Source organism: Vibrio sp. 10N.222.55.C7 (assembly GCF_041473335.1).
GTDB classification, from domain to species: Bacteria; Pseudomonadota; Gammaproteobacteria; order Enterobacterales; family Vibrionaceae; genus Vibrio; species Vibrio crassostreae_C.
In genome coordinates this window covers 23,381-41,587 of the sequence record NZ_JBFRSC010000003.1, presented here as the reverse complement: position 1 = coordinate 41,587, position 18,207 = coordinate 23,381, and the positions used below count along the sequence as shown (strand labels likewise).

General features: G+C 42.7%; 22 protein-coding genes. 7 read left to right on the top strand and 15 right to left on the bottom strand.

Going from position 1 to position 18,207, the window contains the following annotated elements:
• Window positions 1-7: 7 nt before the first annotated feature.
• Complete coding sequence (locus tag AB4482_RS00425; RefSeq protein WP_017071446.1) at window positions 8-1,018, bottom strand: phage major capsid protein, P2 family; 1,011 nt, start codon at window positions 1,016-1,018, stop codon at window positions 8-10.
• Window positions 1,019-1,894 (bottom strand): GPO family capsid scaffolding protein, encoded by an 876-nt coding sequence (locus tag AB4482_RS00420; RefSeq protein ID WP_372180354.1) that lies wholly within the window; start codon window positions 1,892-1,894, stop codon window positions 1,019-1,021.
• A gap of 176 nt (window positions 1,895-2,070) precedes the next feature.
• Between AB4482_RS00420 and AB4482_RS00415 the strand changes: the two genes are divergently transcribed.
• Window positions 2,071-3,849: a terminase large subunit domain-containing protein gene (locus AB4482_RS00415; protein WP_372180352.1), complete on the top strand. Its 1,779-nt coding sequence runs from the start codon at window positions 2,071-2,073 to the stop codon at window positions 3,847-3,849.
• A 4-nt stretch (window positions 3,850-3,853) separates the two neighbouring features.
• Window positions 3,854-4,873 (top strand): phage portal protein, encoded by a 1,020-nt coding sequence (locus tag AB4482_RS00410; protein WP_372180350.1) that lies wholly within the window; start codon window positions 3,854-3,856, stop codon window positions 4,871-4,873.
• Window positions 4,874-5,372: 499 nt separating this feature from the next.
• Here AB4482_RS00410 and AB4482_RS00405 read toward each other — a convergent pair whose 3' ends face one another.
• Window positions 5,373-5,852 (bottom strand): hypothetical protein, encoded by a 480-nt coding sequence (locus AB4482_RS00405; protein WP_372180349.1) that lies wholly within the window; start codon window positions 5,850-5,852, stop codon window positions 5,373-5,375.
• Between the two features lie 332 nt (window positions 5,853-6,184).
• Here AB4482_RS00405 and AB4482_RS00400 point away from each other — a divergent pair, with 332 nt between their 5' ends.
• Window positions 6,185-6,436: an ogr/Delta-like zinc finger family protein gene (locus tag AB4482_RS00400; RefSeq protein WP_016788138.1), complete on the top strand. Its 252-nt coding sequence runs from the start codon at window positions 6,185-6,187 to the stop codon at window positions 6,434-6,436.
• On the opposite strand, the gene AB4482_RS00395 is transcribed toward AB4482_RS00400, so the two are convergent.
• From AB4482_RS00395 to AB4482_RS00350, 10 genes are all read right to left on the bottom strand, one after another.
• On the bottom strand, window positions 6,433-6,654 hold the full coding sequence (locus AB4482_RS00395) for a hypothetical protein (protein ID WP_372180348.1): 222 nt from the start codon (window positions 6,652-6,654) through the stop codon (window positions 6,433-6,435). The two genes, AB4482_RS00400 and AB4482_RS00395, sit on opposite strands and share 4 nt — an antisense overlap.
• A 110-nt stretch (window positions 6,655-6,764) precedes the next feature.
• Window positions 6,765-9,416, bottom strand: a complete 2,652-nt coding sequence (locus tag AB4482_RS00390) for a replication endonuclease (protein WP_372180347.1) — start codon at window positions 9,414-9,416, stop codon at window positions 6,765-6,767.
• Window positions 9,416-9,601 (bottom strand): hypothetical protein, encoded by a 186-nt coding sequence (locus tag AB4482_RS00385; RefSeq protein ID WP_372180346.1) that lies wholly within the window; start codon window positions 9,599-9,601, stop codon window positions 9,416-9,418. The genes AB4482_RS00390 and AB4482_RS00385 overlap by 1 nt, the downstream gene beginning before the upstream one ends.
• Window positions 9,598-9,828, bottom strand: coding sequence for a hypothetical protein (locus AB4482_RS00380; protein WP_016798823.1), 231 nt, complete (start codon window positions 9,826-9,828; stop codon window positions 9,598-9,600). The genes AB4482_RS00385 and AB4482_RS00380 overlap by 4 nt, the downstream gene beginning before the upstream one ends.
• Window positions 9,828-10,229: a hypothetical protein gene (locus AB4482_RS00375; protein WP_016788132.1), complete on the bottom strand. Its 402-nt coding sequence runs from the start codon at window positions 10,227-10,229 to the stop codon at window positions 9,828-9,830. The genes AB4482_RS00380 and AB4482_RS00375 overlap by 1 nt, the downstream gene beginning before the upstream one ends.
• On the bottom strand, window positions 10,226-10,669 hold the full coding sequence (locus AB4482_RS00370) for a DUF3850 domain-containing protein (RefSeq protein ID WP_372180344.1): 444 nt from the start codon (window positions 10,667-10,669) through the stop codon (window positions 10,226-10,228). The genes AB4482_RS00375 and AB4482_RS00370 overlap by 4 nt, the downstream gene beginning before the upstream one ends.
• A gap of 2 nt (window positions 10,670-10,671) precedes the next feature.
• Window positions 10,672-11,076 (bottom strand): hypothetical protein, encoded by a 405-nt coding sequence (locus AB4482_RS00365; protein WP_372180343.1) that lies wholly within the window; start codon window positions 11,074-11,076, stop codon window positions 10,672-10,674.
• Between the two features lie 109 nt (window positions 11,077-11,185).
• Window positions 11,186-11,479 (bottom strand): hypothetical protein, encoded by a 294-nt coding sequence (locus tag AB4482_RS00360; RefSeq protein ID WP_086051197.1) that lies wholly within the window; start codon window positions 11,477-11,479, stop codon window positions 11,186-11,188.
• 11 nt (window positions 11,480-11,490) lie between these two features.
• Entirely contained in the window at window positions 11,491-12,030 is a 540-nt protein-coding gene (locus AB4482_RS00355) for a phage regulatory CII family protein (RefSeq protein ID WP_372180341.1), read from the bottom strand.
• Between the two features lie 114 nt (window positions 12,031-12,144).
• Window positions 12,145-12,357, bottom strand: a complete 213-nt coding sequence (locus AB4482_RS00350; RefSeq protein WP_004742462.1) for a hypothetical protein — start codon at window positions 12,355-12,357, stop codon at window positions 12,145-12,147.
• Window positions 12,358-12,445: 88 nt separating this feature from the next.
• On the opposite strand from AB4482_RS00350, the gene AB4482_RS00345 reads away from it, so the two are divergent.
• Window positions 12,446-13,072 carry a helix-turn-helix domain-containing protein gene (locus AB4482_RS00345; RefSeq protein WP_372180340.1) on the top strand — a complete coding sequence of 209 codons (627 nt, stop codon included), beginning with the start codon at window positions 12,446-12,448 and terminating at the stop codon, window positions 13,070-13,072.
• Entirely contained in the window at window positions 13,072-14,358 is a 1,287-nt protein-coding gene (locus AB4482_RS00340) for a hypothetical protein (RefSeq protein WP_372180339.1), read from the top strand. The genes AB4482_RS00345 and AB4482_RS00340 overlap by 1 nt, the downstream gene beginning before the upstream one ends.
• Before the next feature lie 52 nt (window positions 14,359-14,410).
• On the opposite strand, the gene AB4482_RS00335 is transcribed toward AB4482_RS00340, so the two are convergent.
• Complete coding sequence (locus AB4482_RS00335) at window positions 14,411-14,611, bottom strand: hypothetical protein (protein ID WP_372180338.1); 201 nt, start codon at window positions 14,609-14,611, stop codon at window positions 14,411-14,413.
• 38 nt (window positions 14,612-14,649) lie between these two features.
• Complete coding sequence (locus tag AB4482_RS00330) at window positions 14,650-15,528, bottom strand: zeta toxin family protein (protein ID WP_372180337.1); 879 nt, start codon at window positions 15,526-15,528, stop codon at window positions 14,650-14,652.
• Window positions 15,529-15,619: 91 nt separating this feature from the next.
• Between AB4482_RS00330 and AB4482_RS00325 the strand changes: the two genes are divergently transcribed.
• A complete protein-coding gene (locus tag AB4482_RS00325) occupies window positions 15,620-16,540 on the top strand; it encodes an HNH endonuclease (protein ID WP_372180335.1) in 921 nt (306 codons plus the stop codon).
• A 30-nt stretch (window positions 16,541-16,570) separates the two neighbouring features.
• Window positions 16,571-17,986, top strand: a complete 1,416-nt coding sequence (locus AB4482_RS00320) for a P-loop NTPase fold protein (protein ID WP_372180334.1) — start codon at window positions 16,571-16,573, stop codon at window positions 17,984-17,986.
• The last annotated feature ends 221 nt before the right edge of the window (window positions 17,987-18,207 follow it).

The window sequence follows — 18,207 nt, the reverse complement described above, 5'->3', positions numbered from 1 at the left end:
TTCACCCTTACGCTGGTACTGGTTCAACAACAGTTACGTCTTCGATAGCTGCAAACTTGTTGTAGTTGCCCACGGCATAACCTTCTTGGCGAAGATATGACGTTTCGAAGCGCTTACGGTCTTCTTCATTGCGAGACTTACGCCACTGCGTACCCTTTTGAGTCAGGATCTGCAGGTTGGTTAAGTTCGTTACCCAAATCATATTTGGTGGGAAAAATGGCGGTGTATACACCGTTTTACCTGCAACGGTCTTCGCTAAGCTTTGAGCTGCTTTATGCTCAGTCGGTACTTCCGCGGATTCCAATAAGCGATGCTGCTCTGCAGCCACTAAGTTGCGGCCAATCAGTACGACTAAGTCAGGGTCACCTTGGTGAACCTCATGAATAGTTGTATTGATTAAATCATTCACTAGCGAATCGAGGTTTTTATACGCCCCAACAGTTACGCCTGTTGAATCAAGCTTGGCAGCAGGAAGGACTTGAGCTGGGGCCTTTTCTTTCGCTAACTGTAACCACCCCTTATTTACGTCTTGCCCCATAGGGTTAGCTTTGGGGTCAGTACTCTCACCAGCAATCGAAGTACCGTGGAAACCAATACGCAGCTTATCTAAGGCAAAATTACGCGTGATGGCGTTATTCATCAGCTTCATCCACTGACCTTTGCCACCCGAGTTCGCCCAGATTGTCATCGTAATCCAGTTGATATGGGCGCCTGAGTCCGTTTCGGTTAGCTCGTAGGTATTGCCGCTTTGGTCAAGAGAGCCCATGAATCGACCGTCTTTAACTCGACCTGTCAGTAAACCACTGTCACCCACATCGATCACTTGACCTTTAATTTGGTCAACCGAGATGTTCGAAATACGGTTTAAGAAAGAGTCAGATTCAACAATGGCTTGGCGAAGCTTCGTTTCCATCACAGGCGTGATGTTGAATTGCTTAGACGCATCTAAAACACCGCCCGCTTTTGCTACGGCTTGGCAATATTCATCTAAAAATTGAGTCGATACTGCATTGAGCATTTACACGACCTCCACAGTTGATTCGCCGCCATTGCCTTCTTCACCTGGCTTTTGACCTGGCTTTTCTTGCTTTAGCTCTGCGAACTGGGTTTCAAGGTTTTGTACTTTCTCGGCTACAGGAGCAAGCTGCTTCTCTAATTCACTAGAGAACTGCTCCAAAGAGAACGTTTGAACTTCACCTTCGGGTTTGGCTTCGGGTTCGTTAGGTGTTTGCGTTTGCAGGTTAAACTCTTGTTTGAGTTCATCCTTTAGCTCACCTTTCATAATGCCGAACTGCTCTTTCATCGCAGCTTTGAATTGTTCTTCGGTCACTTCTTCTTCCTCTGGTTCAGGATCAGGTTGTGGCTCTGGTTGTTCATCACCAGAATTGAAAAAGGCATTACACAAGGCAAAGAATCGGTCTGTTTTTGAGTAACATTCATCAAGGCTGATTTCTTCCAGTTGGCTGCAACTCAGCTCTGTGGTTTGACCTTCTTGTCGCGAAAACTGAAGTAATGAAACACCCGACGACGCAGGGGAATCGGTCACGGCTAATCCCATCAGGTAGCACTTTCCTTGCCCTTTATAGTCTGGGTTTGGTTCTATGGAGGTAAACAGCTTCTGCCCAAGCTTATTGGCTTCAAGTAGATATTGATTGTGTTCAAGTTTGGCAAACAAGCGCATTTTCCCATCCACTTCTTCAGCTTTTACCGCAAGCACTTTGCCCCAGTTACTTCCGTAACCAGCAAAGCGTTTGTGTTCAGGCCAAATCAAAGCGGTGTATTCACTCAAGGCATAATTTTCTGCAATCTGCATGAGCCATTCTCGGGTGATCTTACGACCATCAACCGTCGGCCCTTCTGTTGCTACAATTTTCCAATCACTGGTTTTTGCCATTTGAGTTTTTTACCTAGTATTAATTTGTCAGTTAGGTGCTTCAGGTCTTCACAATACGCCTTTGATTTACCTGTTTCAGCCACTTCAATTCCGACCAATTCGGATACAGGACGTATCCGAACCCATCCGAATTTTGCTATGCAATTTAGGCTGTTACCTCGGCGTATGATTGGTTCATGGCATATTCTCCTGAAACACGACACGCGGCCCGTTCCCTTTATTTAAAGGCTTGGACGCCCAATGAAATCGCTTCCGAACTAGGTTTGAACAGCACCAGAATCATTTATCACTGGGCTGACAAATTTGGATGGCGTGATATGTTGCGCGAGCAAACGATTGATGAATCGATAGCGCGTAGAATTGAAACCCTGCTTGAACTGGAAAACCCAACCAAAGGCCAGCTCGACATGCTTGATAGGCTCATCAAGCACCACGTACAACTTAAAAAATTCCATGCTCAAGCTCAGCCAGTTGAAGAGAAACACTCATCTAACGAAACTGAACCTGTAGCTAAAACTAACGGTAAAAGCTCACGTTCTAATAAGTCTGACGACAAGCAGAAAAAGAAGAGCAAAAAGAAGAACAACATTGCAGAGCTGACCAAAGAGAACTTCGCGACCTGGCATGAATCGCTCTTCGAATATCAGCACACGATGCGTAACAACCTGCACCAACGCACGCGTAATATTCTTAAGTCCCGTCAGATTGGCGCCACCTATTACTTCAGTGGTGAAGCGTTAGAAGATGCGATTTTGACTGGCGACAACCAGATCTTCTTGTCCGCTTCTCGTGCACAGGCAGAAGTTTTTAGAAGCTACATTATTGCGATTGGTGAAGAGTTCTTAGGTGTTGAATTGACGGGCAACCCGATCATTCTGTCTAACGGTGCCGAGCTACGCTTTCTATCGACCAACTCAAAAACCGCGCAAAGTTATCATGGCCACGTTTATGTGGATGAGTATTTCTGGATCCCGAAATTTGATGAACTCAACAAACTTGCGTCAGCCATGGCGACCCATAAGAACTGGCGTAAAACCTACTTCTCGACCCCTTCCGCAAAAACGCACCAGGCTTATACATTTTGGACCGGTGACCAATGGCGTAGAGGTCGTGATACTCGCGCCAATATTGAGTTTCCTATCTTTGACGAATATCGAAACGGCGGTCGACTTTGCCCGGATAAGCAGTGGCGTTACGTAGTCACGATTGAAGATGCAGCTGCAGGTGGTTGTGAGCTTTTTGATATTGATGAACTGCGCGACGAATACAGCAAAGACGATTTCGATAACCTGTTTATGTGTATTTTCGTTGATGGCGCCAGCTCCGTCTTCAAGTTCTCAGCCCTTGAAAAAGCCATGGTAGACATTAGTCGGTGGCAAGACTTCAAGCCCAATGACAAAGACCCCTTCGATCGCCGTGAAGTTTGGCTAGGGTACGACCCAAGCCGAACTCGAGACAATGCTTGTTTAGTTGTCGTAGCACCGCCCATTGTTGCCGTTGAAAAATTCAGAGTACTTGAAAAGCACTACTGGCGAGGGTTGAACTTTCAGTATCAGGCGCAGCAAGTCTCAAAGGTATTTGAACGTTATAACGTGAGCTATTTGGGTATCGATACAACGGGCATTGGCGCGGGTGTCTATGACCTGATTAACAAGAAACACCCACGTGAAACCGTGGCTATTCAATACAGCAATGAGAGTAAGAACCGGTTGGTGATGAAGATGATAGATGTGGTCGAAGCCAACCGCATTCAATTTGATGCCGAACACAAAGATATCGCCATGGCATTCATGGCCATCAAGCGAGCGACCACCAATAGCGGTAACAACATGACCTTCAAAGCAGAGCGCAGCGAGTTAACCGGACATGCCGATGCATTCTGGGCGATTTCTCATGCCTGCATTAATGAACCGCTCGATCACTCTGAAAAACGTAAATCAACATGGCAGATGTAAATCAATGACTGAACAGACAACAGAGATAATCACAAAAGAATCCGCTAATGATGAAAGCTTGATGTTTAGCTTTGGTGAGCCTGAAATCATGGATCGTGATTTCACCAACTACGATTACAACGAGCTTTACTACAACGAAGACGGTGACTACTGGGAACCACCTTTGGATAGAGTTGGGTTAAACAAACTCACTAGAGCCAACGCTTATCACGGTTCTATCTTAATGGCTCGCCGCAATATGATCTCAGGTCGTTACACCCAAGGCGGAATGCAGAAGCAACAAATGCAATCGGCCGTGCATGACTTCTTAGAATTTGGTGACACGGCCCTGCTTAAGCTGCGTAATTACTTTGGCAAAGTCATTGGGCTATGGCCCATTCCTACTATGTATTTACGCAAACGTAAGAATGGTAATTTTGCTTTCTTAGAGCGTGGCGACAAACAGAAGAGTTACAAGAAAGAAGACATCATATTCATCAAACAATATGACCCAGTCCAGCAAGTTTATGGTGGACCAGATTACCTTGGTTGTGTTCAATCAGCGTTACTTAGTCAAGACTCAACCACGTTCCGCCGCCGCTACTATAAGAACGGTTTGCACATGGGCTTTATCTTCTACGCTACCGACCCGAACTTAAGTAAAGAAGATGAAGACGACCTAAAGCAGAAGATGGCTTCAAGCCGTGGCGTGGGTAACTTCCGTTCTATGTTCATCAATATTCCAAACGGCAATGAGAAAGGGATTCAACTCATACCCGTTGGCGACATTGCGACCAAAGATGAGTACGAGAAAATTAAGAACGTCACCGCACAAGAGGTGATCACCGGCCATCGCTTCCCTGTCGAACTGGCTGCTATCATTCCAAATGGTGGTACGCGTGGTGACCCTATTAAATTTGATTACGTTTACTGCAAAAATGAAGTGATACCCGCTTGTGAAATGTTCATGGACGCCGTGAACCGCGACCCAGAAGTACCCAAACATCTCCATTTAACCTTCAATTTGAACAATGTTGCGGCCTAAGTAGCGTGACATTTTTTGCAATTTTGTTTTTGTCTGTCATTTGCGTTCAGCCCTTGTTCCATAAGGGCTGAACAACACCGAAAATGATCCTCACAAAGCACAAACGATCATTAAAAAACTGACCTAAAATACAAAAACAACATATTTTCAACCACTTAACAAAACCAATCAGATCAATACTGATCATCAGAACTTCAATTCCTTGCAATTTCTTGCACTCTTCGCAATTTTATTAGGCGCTCTGTAAGCCGTTTTGAGCGCTGCTGATTCACCGCAAGCCCTGTTATTCCTAAAGGGCTAGCGGCTTGTTAGGGCTTCATAGCGGCGGCAGAATTTCACTGAAATAGAATTGCGAAAAAATGAGATCAAAAACGTCGCAGGCGGGTAGGAGGAGTGCGTTTCCCGTGGGTTGGGCGTGCTTTCCGTGGGGCTGTGAGACAGGCATAAAAAAGCCACCATGAGCGGTGGCTATGGGAAGTGCTGCAGTTCAAGCTCGATGCTAAAATTTTTGATCAAGCGTGAACACAGACGTGCAACCCGCTCCTGTAGGGTGAAGAAGCATATTTACTCCCCCTTTATTCTTCATCCAGATGTAATCTCCTGTTTCCGCAACATAATCAAACGAAGACATTTCCTTAGAGTATGCCATACATGATTTTGAAGATTGTATTATTGAAGTAAGGTCATATGTACATTGAGTCCCAACTTTAAATAACGTAACGTTTTTAAAAATTGAATCTCCTTTGATTCCCCAAGTACTAGTCATTGTAAATTGCTTTGGGTTGTCAATATGTGTACTAGTATTAATGCGAATATCAGTCCCGCCGGCATTCTTGAATATCTCTCTTATTGCCGTATCACAACCAGTAAACCCTCTTTCATGAGCTTGTTTTAATGCAAAATCTATAAACCCAGGATCTCCAGAAAAGGATGGAGATGAGATAAAAAGTAATGATAATAAAGTAGTTCTAATTTTCATAAATCTTCCTTAATCGTAAGAAGTAAGCCTAATAGCTTTGTTTAGACAGAAAAACTCTGTATTTAAATACACAATTTTTCTATTTGGGAAATTTTATGGAAAGAAGAATACACATTTATCAAGCTAATAAACAACAACTTACCTTTCACTGGTGCCTGATCGCTTCACAAAATTTAAAATATGTATACGCAGTAAGACCGTTATAGTTCACTCTAGGTAAACACTCCCATCGTGAAAGACAAAAAGACGACCTCTAAAACGGTAGAACTGTATAAATCACCACCATATTTTAGTAGTATGGAGCTATCATTTAGATAGGTTTATGGTGTCATATGAGAGTAGTTTGCCCCGAGTGTGGCGAGAAAGCCCGCATACAAAAATCAAACCGTATTTCAGCGGGTTATAGCGACTTATATTGTAGTTGTAGTGACCCCGAATGTGGCCACTCTTTCGTGATGAACCTAACCTTCAGCCATACTCTTAGCCCTTCAGCTAAAACGACTTCTCAGTTAGCTTTTGAAATGGTTAAAGCCCTGGCACCCGATCAGCGCCAAGAACTAAAACAACAGCTATCAATCCTCTAAAGTTTAAATTCCGGGCTATCTCCACCATCAGCCATTTCAATTAGCTGCTTCATTGCGGCTAACGTTTCAGGCTTCAACTCTTCTCTTTGGTCTGCAACCAATAAACCCATCAAATAAATACCTACATCAGCTCTGCTTTCACCTTCAGTGCTGAGTGCTACAGCATCAATAATGAACTCCATCGCATGTAAAAATATGTCCCGTTGTTTTAATGACATAGCTCTACTCCAAACCAAAAGACTGTATGAATATACAGTACTTTTGTAAGTATTCATACCGTGTTTTTATGAACCGAGATCCCCCGTCACTCTGATAATTAATTTGAACCTTATATCAACGGCCACTCGTTGGTTTCAGGAAAGAACGATAAATTAGGCTGTTCATATTCATAATCGTCATCTTCTCCGGTTAGTGGTCCAGAGGGTTTTACCTCCAATTTATCTAACCAGCTTAAATCTGGCTTGGGTTGGTACTCTTCAACGAGCTGGGCTGGGCGAACCGTGCCACATGGCAGGTGCTCCGCAGGACGGATTCTTATACTCGTTTCATCATCTATTCGAATTGAGCTACCTTGTTGCAGCGCGATTAGAGCGGAACCATCAATGTTTGGCGGTAATCCACCACCTACAGAGTAAGGTTCTAATAATCGCTTAAGCTGATCGCTGACCTGTACTTTCTGCGATCGCGTACAGTTATTGACAGAACTCCGAGAGGAATCAGAGATTCCAGAAAGAGCAAGATCAAAAGCCCCCGCTTCAGAGTCATCGTTCTTTTCAGTTTTTGTTACTATCTGCCAGGTCTTAAGACGAGTCTTAACCAACTCACCTGCAGCAATAAAACCTTCTATCTTGCGAACGTCTTCGCCATGCGGAGAGGCAAACGGCAGCACTTCATAAGAGTTCGTGATCAGCAAATCCTCACGCTTAACGAACGGGCCACCCTGCCCCATGATGTAGCCTTGCCAGTTGCCATGGTCGGCCGCTTTCATTGTTCCTGCGACATTCACTTGATCTGTATCAGCCCTCGCCTCGTAGTTCTCAGCAATCACACCCACTAACTCTGCATTCGTCATGACATGCGCGGGCTTAAAGGGACCAACCAAACGGTACATAGACATTAGATAGATAGAAGCCAGATCTTCACGCTCTTGCTTGAACACGTATTCCATGAAGGCTTTCTTGTTTTGACTTGCTAGGCGGCGCAGCTCACGGTAAGTCGTGACCGGTGCACCACCAAAAAATTGAAATTGACGAATACCCCAGCGGCTCTTCCAAGCGTTGACGTTTTTGGCCATCGCTTGCACAGATTGCCCAGTCTCTTTTGAAACCTCTTCATCCATGGCATAGCCATCAATATTTTTAGAAATGTACTTAGCGATGTAGCCCGTTGCTGTGCCTTTTTCTGGGTCGATATACCCAAAGTCACAACGAGGCTGATAATTGAATGGACCTTGAATAGACTGCTTCTTGGCTGCACGTTTTTCGTTGCGATCGAAGAACGGGTAAAGCTCTTCTTTATTTTCATCAACTGCATAGCGAATAAATACGTCACGTACCTTGCCCACATGCTCAGGCTTAACCCAAATCAGCAAATGCCAGTGCGGAGTACCATCATGATGTGGCTCAGCAACGCGAATACCAAACCAACGAATCTCATCACGGCCTAACTTGGCACGAATGCGCTGCCAAACCTTATTCAAATAGGTTTGCGCTTCACGTGGGCTCGCCCCGTTCCAATGTGGAATGAAACCGCCTTTCTTATAGCTATTATGATATTTCGATGGTGTTGTCAGCGTTAAGAACAAACCTTGTAGGCCAAGTTCATTGCCGATATCTTCACAGCCACGACAACGAACCATTAACTCATGACGACGAATGGCAGGGTTCGACATGCTTTTCAATACCATGTCTTCCATTTCAACTTCTTCGCCAGTGGTTTCTTCTTGAAGTAAGTGGCCTTGAATAAAGTCCCAGCTCTTCTTTTGCTGAACTTTATGTTCTTGAATGCAATCCCATGAAGCATAAGGTGACGCCTTCGCCGATACTTGCCCCATAGCAATAGCTAAGTGCTCACGCATAATTTTGCGAATGCGCTTTAAGCGTCTAAACCACCACTTTTCACAACTCAACTTAGAAATAAACGACATGATATTTTCAGGCGTAATCTTCTTGTCATCACTTGGCGTTTTTACCCCAAAGCTACGCACCAAACAAACACACTGCTTGTAGACCATAAGCGCCGCAATGTTCTCACCGTTCTCAGTTTCACATTCAATCGTTTGAGTCAGTACCGTTTGATAACGAATCAAGATAGACACGATTTTAAATGCCATCTCTCGAAGTTCATCTTCAACTAGCTCGGCAATGATTTTGCTTCGAACAGGTTTACGATTTTTCTCGGCCTGTTCAAAATCGAAACTGGCTTGTTGATTCGCTTGCTTGAAGTTGTTTTGCTGAGGGCTGCTTTCGACATCGACAGCATCACTCAGCAAAGCAACCTTAGAGGTAGTAGGAAGTTGTTTGTATTGCTCTAGCACCAACAGAACACGCCTATGCGCGGGTACCATCTTTTCACGGATAAATGTATTCGCAGCAAAACGTCCTTGCTTCTTGAAGATCGAAACATAGCGATTGGCGAAATACTTAGTCAGGTAATGGGGAAGGCCAGAAAAGTGTCCAGATAGCCATTCTCGATCGGCTGGGTTTACTTCATATAATTTACGCTCAACAACAGAAAGGTTTTCAGGCTCACGCTCGAGCATGGAGCGTGAAGACAAAACGATGTCATTAGGGATTGGAGCAACAGTCTGATCACCGCCAACCCATTCAAGGAAAGCTTCATGTGATCGCTCTTGTTGCTGTTCATTAAATTCAATGCTGCTGATATCAACATCCTGATACCACGAAATAAGGCGCTCACCAGAGGTTTGAACCTTTTGCAGTGAGCGCCTGTTTTTCTTGGAAGCATAGGTTGATTTCATTAACACTCATCCAAGAAATCTTCGGGGTTACGGGTAATCTTTAACTGAACTTGAATAGTGCTATCACCAGACAATAAAGTTCCCAATAACACTTCATTATCTGGGTGATCACCTTCCAGCATTTCTACTAATAGGGTTTCAATGTAATCAGGCGCTTCAGCCGCAACTTTCTGTGCTTCGCTCATAACGCAGCTAGCTCCTGTGTATCCATAATCATATGACCGCCAGTGTGATTACCTTTAATAATCACCCCGTTCAAAACGTGCTGGCAGTTGAACAGCTCGCAAGCCGTATCAATCGCTGGCTCTGGTGAGTCAAACTCACCCAGCAACACATTCTTCACTTCATTGGTTTCATCATGGCGAACAACGCCGCCACCACTATTCAGGGCAACTGCTACATAACTCAGCATCAGCAAGCCTCCACAGTTGGGTAACCATGTTCATCGGCCATATCACGCCACCACATTTGCATTTGAGTAGTTTGAGAAGTGGATTTATTACAAGCCGACACAAAGAACAGCGCACGAACGGCACCTAAAGCTTGATTTGCGATATCTCGGTCAGAAGCCGTGTTGTAAACCACAATCCAAAAAGCCCACCAAGCGGTAATGAAATCCTCCAAGCAGAGTCCTTGTTCAGTACCGTTCACATTCACAAGTAATGCTCGAGTAGAGTCCAAGCTCAGCACATCGCCCTGGCTAGTTTCTGTGATATTGAAAACACGCATGAACTGTTCAATCTTGCGAGTAGTAAACCCTTCTGAACGCAACGCGTGGTTCAAGTCTTTCTGATAAACAGAGATAGTGCTCATGCAGCCTCCTCCCCTAACTTTTTAAGTAGAGTCGTTGCCTCTGTAGCAAAATAGCGTGAGTCTTGAATCTGTCTTTCTAGATCAGCGGTTGTGAGTCCTGCCTCTCGAACCACATCAATGCCGGTTTCCATGCAGTCGGCAGCTTCCACTAAACGATCTCGTAGATGCCCCATCAAAATCACACTGTTTAAATGAGATGAATTTGAAAGAGAAAGAACGCATACCTCTTTGCTTAAACCAAACTTACCGCCTTGAAGTACGTGCGTAATTTCATGAACCAGGGATGCACCCGTTTTATGGCCTTCGCTGTCTACTTCATGCTGTATCAACACATCGTTGGCTTGATAGTTACGATCATTGACTCGAATTTCAGCCGTTTTACGACCTAAACGAACCTCGTTGAAAAACTCTGATTGGGTTTTTACTTCATGTAATTTCATGCTTACGCCCCCACTGCCGATAAACAGAACTGTTCGAATTGATATAACGCTTCATCGTCAAAGTGGCCTAAGTCACGGAGGCCAAGCATTTCAAGAAACAGATGGCGGTTACTCATATCTAAGTTCGCCCAATGGTGAAGCTGTGAAACTTGTTCAATCGAACCGTTGCGATACCAACTTGGAAATGAATAGCCAAAGAACACACGAGCTCGATCGCTTTCCATTGCTTCTTTGATATCGGCTAACACTTCTTCTTGTGGGCGGTGGGTAGCAATTGGTTCTTGCTTCTTCGCGATAGCATCGAGCTGAATTAAAACTCGATGTTGCTGCTCTTCATTACTTACACTAAAGCGCTCTGCGATTTGGTTAAAAGACTGACTAAATAGGTGTTCTTCAATGTTACTCATCATCAATTCCTAAAATTTTGGATATAAAAAACCCTCCCTCTTTAAATCAAAGAGGGATAAAGGGTGTAGGCATACGCCTAGTGGCTAGGTTTTCTTGGGTGTAACGAGGTTATGACCAGCGCGAAAGTACATCCTGCGCGTTGGCATCAATTCGGTTAATTTCACGTGAAAGACGCATTTGTTCAGCGCGGCAATCACTCTTGGAAAACTGAGCTTGTAACTCTTCACGTCTTGAACGAAGTGGCTTTAGTTGGCGCTCGCCAAGTTCTCTTCGCGTGCGCTGTAATGCTGAAAGGCCACGTTCTTTTTGCTCACGGTTCAAAGACCAACAAGGCAAATCAGGGCATGGATTTTCTAGCGGTGGTACATCTAGGTTTGAATGTTCGACTGTTGCAACTGACATACTATTTTCCTCTAACTTAAGCCGGGAATAGCCGAACCATTGGCGACCAAATCCACACTCATAGCTAAGAATGGGGAAACGCCTTTTGTGCGGCTTTCTATATCGTTGATAAGAAGCACAAGGTTGCTAATACCCGCTTGTGCCTTTTGGATAATGACGTGTTTGTTAGTGCGACTAAGGCGATCTTGTCCTGCATGCTCTAAAGCCATGCGAGACAAGTCACCGGAGTGCATCGCGTTTTCTAATGCGCGTTTAATGAAAGTTTCTTCACTCGCATCGTTGGGGATTTGTGCAGTCACCACACCGAGGCCAAGCAAAAGGCTATTAAGAATGGTGAAGTTGCCACTTGCCTTGGTGATCAACACAAGTTCTACACTGGTAAGGATGTGCGGCTGCTCTGGGTTAAGCTTGTTACGCAGCATTGTGGCATTCATATCCACGGCCTTTGCTAACTTGGTCATGTTCTCCGAGTTCGCAAATGCACAACACGCTTCGTTAAATGCCTTTTGTTTAGAGCCACGGAATTCGCACATTGAGTCAATTTCGTTCATAACCAATACTCAATTGAAGACAAACGGGACGAAAACGAAGCCCCAACCAAGAACATTGAGCCACAACGGGCAATACTCCTTGGTTGGAATTAGGGAAGATAAACGCATGACGGCCTACCCCAACTTTTCCATAGCTTCACGAGTCGCCATTTCCACTAAGGCGATCATGTTGATGAGGGGAGTTTCTTTACCTTTTGCTTTAGTTTTAATAGGTAAGCGCCCATCGGCTACCCAATCCATGATGGTACGCTTAGGCATTCCAGAGAACTGAGAGTATTGGTCGTACGTCATGAAAGGCGTATTTAGGACTACTTGATATGAGAGCATAGTGATATCCTGTTAAGTTACTAAATGTTGAACACCGGACTTATGAGTTGCAGCTCGCAGTCCATTTGAATTGGATTATTGATCGTATATGCGAACAAATCAAGCCAAATTGACCTCTTTTGATTATCAAGGTGGGAAGCTTGTCACAGATAGGCTCCATGAAATCCTAGGAACCAAGACAATCAGAGAGCTCGGCGAAAAACTAGATATTTCTGCTTCTACAATAGCCACTTGGCATAAGCGTGCGCTTTGCCCTTTCGAGATTGTGCTAAGAGCACATATGTACACAGGTGCATCTTTGAAGTGGTTAACTCTTGGAGAGGGGGAGCCATTTCCGAACAGAGAATCGCAAAAACACCAATCAAAACGCCTTGAGACAAAATTCTTGTTCGATATTGACTCATTCAACATTAAGCATGGAAAGCTTGAGAACCTACAAACTCTCACGTTCGATAAGTCTTATTTAAATGACATTGAAGTAGCCAATCCAATGGCAATACGTGATGGAGAAAATACGTACATCGTTGACAAAGAGAATCAACAAGCAATTAGTGGTACGTACTTAGTAGATATGGACGGCCTAGTCTCGCTAAACGACATTCAGCGCCTACCAGGTAAGAAACTAGCGATCAGCTTTAACGGTTCGACTCTAACAGTCGAAGAAGATGAAGTGAGAGTTGTGGGTAGAGTAGCGCTGGTAATGGAGAAGAAGTAATGACAGCAGAAGTTGCTATTTATAACCGTTCAGCGATTACTCTTGCGGCAGATTCGGCAGTATCAATCAGTCGTGGGCAAGCATCACATAAAATTTATAATAATGCTGAGAAGTTATTTGCAATAACAAAACATCAACCAGTTGGCCTAATGATTTATGGCTCAAGCGATATATTGGGTATCCCTTGGGAATTGATTATTAAGCAACACAGAGTCAAGTTAGGAGAGAGTTCATTCTCCAGTTTGAAAGAATACGCTAAGTCATTTTTTTCATTTACCGAAGAGTTTTTTACAAAACTACCTTTCGAAGCCGTAGAGAAAGAATATTCCGACTACCTAGACTTCATCATTGAAGACACTTTTGAAAAAGTAGTCGAGTTTTCGGGGATACAGCGCCCAGAAGGCGAAGTAACAGCAGATGAAATACAAGCATTTCACCAAGCGGTAGATTTAATAATAGAAAACTTTGAGGAAAGCTCTGAGTTATATGATGGTTTTGGCGAACAAGATGAAAAGCAAGCTAGAGAAGATACTAAAGAACTAGCCCTAGCCCTTTTCAACAATTTTTTCAACGTAGAAGAAACAGCTGAACAGGAGCCATGTAAGAGCTTTATAGCACTTTGTGCTTCGCGTATAACTAAAGTTGATATGTTCTACGATAATACAACTGGCTTTGTGTTCGCTGGCTATGGTGAGGATGAATACTTACCTCAAATGTATAACTTTGATGTATATGGCGTCTATCAAGGCAAATTGAAATACTACGATAAAAAGCCAACGGGGTTATCGCCAAAACAGACAGCGGGTTTACAAGCATTTGCTCAACGAGATGAAGTTGATACCTTTATGCAAGGTGTCAACAAACAAATCAGATCGCATTTCAATGAAAAGTCTAAAGATTTATACTTTAGCGCTTTAGATTGTATCGATAAGTTAATCGAGCAAGCCTATCCCGAAGAAGAACAAGACGATTTAAAAGCTGAGTATTTTGAAGTTCTTCAAACCAAATACTCCGAAGTCGCTCAAGATACTAGAGATTTCATTCGGGGCAACTACATCAAAAAAGTTGTCGAAATGATAAAACACCTCCCTAAAAATGAAATGGCATACATGGCAGAATCATTAATTAACTTAACGGCCTTCAAGCGTAAGGTATCGAATGATAGTGATACTGTTGGTGGTCCAATTGATGTCGCTGTTATATCTAAAGGTGACGGATTTGTTTGGGTTAAGCGTAAATATTATTTTGATAATGGTCTAAACCAACATTACGGGCCAAAGAAATAAAAAAAGCACCCAGAAGGGTGCTTTTTTTTTGAATCAAATAGCAAGTAAATTATTAGTGGGCAGTATCCTGCTCTTCACGTTCTTGAGCAACTCTAACGCCACGCTCTTCAGCTGCTTTTTGGAAACGCTCTTTAAGTTGTTCTTTTGTCAAACCTTTAAAAGATTCCATACGCTTAACTTCTTGCTCATCACGATCAGGATAGCGGCTAAACAAACGTTCTTTCGCTGCTGCCACTCGTTCTGCTCTAGTCATAACTTATCCTCCAATATGTTCGTGAGTATAGACCTTAATTACCACCAAATGCAATCTTCACTCAACGCATTTATGCCACATGGCTCACCATAATCAACTTCACTTGATAGATGGACATGGCTTTCTAGTTTCAGTTCGTTAACAAGCAATTCGAACACTTCCTTTGGAGAAGTCTCACTTTCACCCTGAATAATCTTTGATATCGGCACATATCGTTTAGATTTTTGATAACGCTTGATAGCTCTTTTAAGCGCCTCTTTAGGTTCGAGCCAAACTAAGCCTAATGATATATCGTAATCGAATGTACTTAGAGTATCGTAAACACGGCGAATGGAGTCTGGATTGGAACCAACTTTTGGTATAACCATATTTACATCATTCATTAAACAACGAACAAGGACGCAATCATCATTACCATGGACTAGATCATCCGACTCGTCATGAGTCCATCCTGCACCATTAGGAAAAGCTAACTCTGGAAACTTTCGTTTTGCAAAGTCAGAGTCGACTATATAAGCTCCCTGCATATCGGACATTACTTGGGCAACTGTAGATTTCCCTGAAGCAGGCAACCCGAGTAATATGATTGCTTTTTTGTTCTTCCTAACTCGGTTTCTAGGTTTACTTCCACCATAGCCTATCCGAATATCATCATCATCTTTAGGGACAGTCATAGAGTACAACTCTTCTAGTATTTTTTGTTGTATATACTGACGTTGTCCATCTCCACCGATAACTCCATTGTAGTCGAAACTTTGTTGCAAATGTTCTATCAATGCAATCTCTCGAGCCAAAACCATTCGTTTATGCTCATCATCTTCAACTTCATACTCCAGTAACAGGTCTTCAAACATTTCTATATCTGCATAGAATCGTTCCTGGACTTCTTTTAAGCATTCTCCATCTATTTTTTTCAAACTTATGGCTCCTTATTCATTGCCATCAGTTTACTACAAAGTTATTTCATGCGATAACTCAATCACTTAGAAATTGTATTAAAGGTGACTAATGGCTTATTACTGGGCAAATCTCGGTGTCTCACATGAAGAAGTAAAAGAACACAAGTTTCTTTGGGCCCCCTCTCATACATATACAGAAAAGGGTGAAAAGACTGTAAAAGCAGGCTGGAAGCATGTTCCTAACATTAGGAAAGATGACATTATAATTTGCCATGAGAACAAGCGGGTTATATACGTTGCTCAAGCACTAAAAAATGCTTACCCAGCGACTAGGCCTGAAAGCAGAACCTATGATGAATGGAAGAAAGATGGCAATAAAGTCGACGTAAACCTCATTGTACTAGATCGCCCAGTGCCTACCGAAGAATTTAAACATCACATCATTGAACGATTTAACGAACAATGCGAACCAAAACTCTTTAACGTTGAAGGTAATGCAACACAAAACTACATGGTTTCTATCCCTGAAGGTGTAGCTGGTATTATCTTATCTAGCTTAGATAGCGTTAACTTGGATGACCTTAAACAAACATCAAAACCTAAAACTGCAACAAAGGGTCGCAAGAAACGCAAAGCAACTAAAGGTGGCGTTCGAAAAGCAAGGGCAAATGCTCGTATCGGACAAGGAGCTTTCCGAGACGAAGTCCTTGATATTTGGGATAACACCTGTCCAGTTACTAATATTGCTATCCCAGAACTATTAATTGCTTCACATATTGTTTCTTGGGTTTTAAGTGACGATGAAGAAAAAATTGACGGCTACAACGGCCTTCCACTTTCTCCAAACGCCGACAAGCTCTTTGACAAAGGACTGATCTCGTTTTCTGATTCTGGTCAACTTCTAATTAGTCCTTCGCTATCCATCTCGACACTCAATGCCCTAGGTATCAGTGAACAAACAAAAATAGAAGGCTTAACTGAAGAGCATTCTTACTATTTAAGTAGGCATCGATATATTTACGGCTACTAGCTCAATTGGCACAAATTTATAAGGCTAAGTATGACACTTCCAGTTCCAAACTCAGAAACGTTCGATAAGTATAAAATTATTGATAACAAACCATTTTCTACACACTTAACCAAATTCCTAAACTCAAAATCTGATGATGGTTATGTGCTTAATCTAAACGCTGAATGGGGTGCTGGGAAAACAACTTTTTTACAGTGTTGGTATAACGAACTATCTAAAACTCATCCAGTGGTTTACTTTGACGCATGGCAATCCGATTTTTCCAAAGATGCTATGTTAGCGCTTGTCGATTGTTTTCAAGGGCAACTAAAAAACCCACGAAGTGACAACAAGAAATTTGCTAAAGGCCTTCTAGACAAAAGCAGCCATTTTATTCGTAAAGCTGCACCAGCAATGGCTGTTGGATACGTTAAGCATAAAACAGGTATTCCTGGTGACGAGTCTCTATTCGAAGATGCGCGTGAAACTTTAGGCTTTGATATTACTGAAAATGAATGTGGTGAGGCATTAAAAGAAGTACTGAAGAGCTTAGTTGAGCAGCGGCAGAAGGTTGAAGGTATTACGGAATTCAAATCCACTCTAGAAGATATGGCCGTTTCACTTATCAAGTCACTTGAAGACTCTGATACTCCTAAAGCATGTCCGATTTATATACTCGTAGATGAATTAGATCGGTGTCGACCAAGCTATGCAATTGAAGTGATTGAGAACATTAAGCACTTCTTTGATACTAAGAATTTTGTATTTATTGTCGCTACTGACACTGATCAATTACAACACTCTATTAAAGCAATCTATGGTCATAATTTTGATGCCCACTCTTATTTGAGTCGTTTCTTTCATAAGACTGTAACTCTACCACCGCCAAGCACTGAACAATATTTGAAAAGTAGGTTAAAACCAATAATTGGTGATGACTTTTCATTTGATGCCCCACACATTTTACAAATATTGGTTAGTATTTTTGATTGGCACAATATGACATCACTAAGAGAGATCGATAAAGTAATCCAAGATTTAGAGTTGGCTAAATCCAGTGGAAAACAATTTAAAATACTGCCATTAACGGTTCTTTCTGTTTTAAAAAGATTGCATCCCAAGCACTATATAAATTTAACCAAATATAAAGAACAGCCATATCGTTCTAACTCTAACTCAAACTCAAATGCCTATAACCTGCCAAGCAATAGGAACATTCCTCCTATTCAATTTTCCGCAGACGCCCAAATTGGTTTTGAACAAAGTCTTCATTACATACTACAAACTTTTTTCGGTTCATCTCAAAGTACTGGGTGGGAACAAGTAGTCGATAGAAATGTTGCTAGATACAATGCAGAAAATGCAGTGATGTTAACCGCTAACCACTTTTGTTTGAATCCGCACGGACAGGAAGTAAGCTTCACCGACAATATGAAAATTCTAGAACTGGCTGGCCACTTTAGCTAGTAGTTTGTACTATCAATCGGCATCTAAAACACACAAATAAAGTTATCGCTGTAGGTACAAGTACAAAGATATTCTGCTCATTGTAGAAGGCGTACCACAGCGAAGCACAAACATAAGCACTTGGAACGATGAGTTTATGAAAACTCGTCAATCTAACTGCCAAATACAAACCAACTAGCGCGTTCAGTCCTAGCCAAACAAACGACTGCCAAGCACCAATT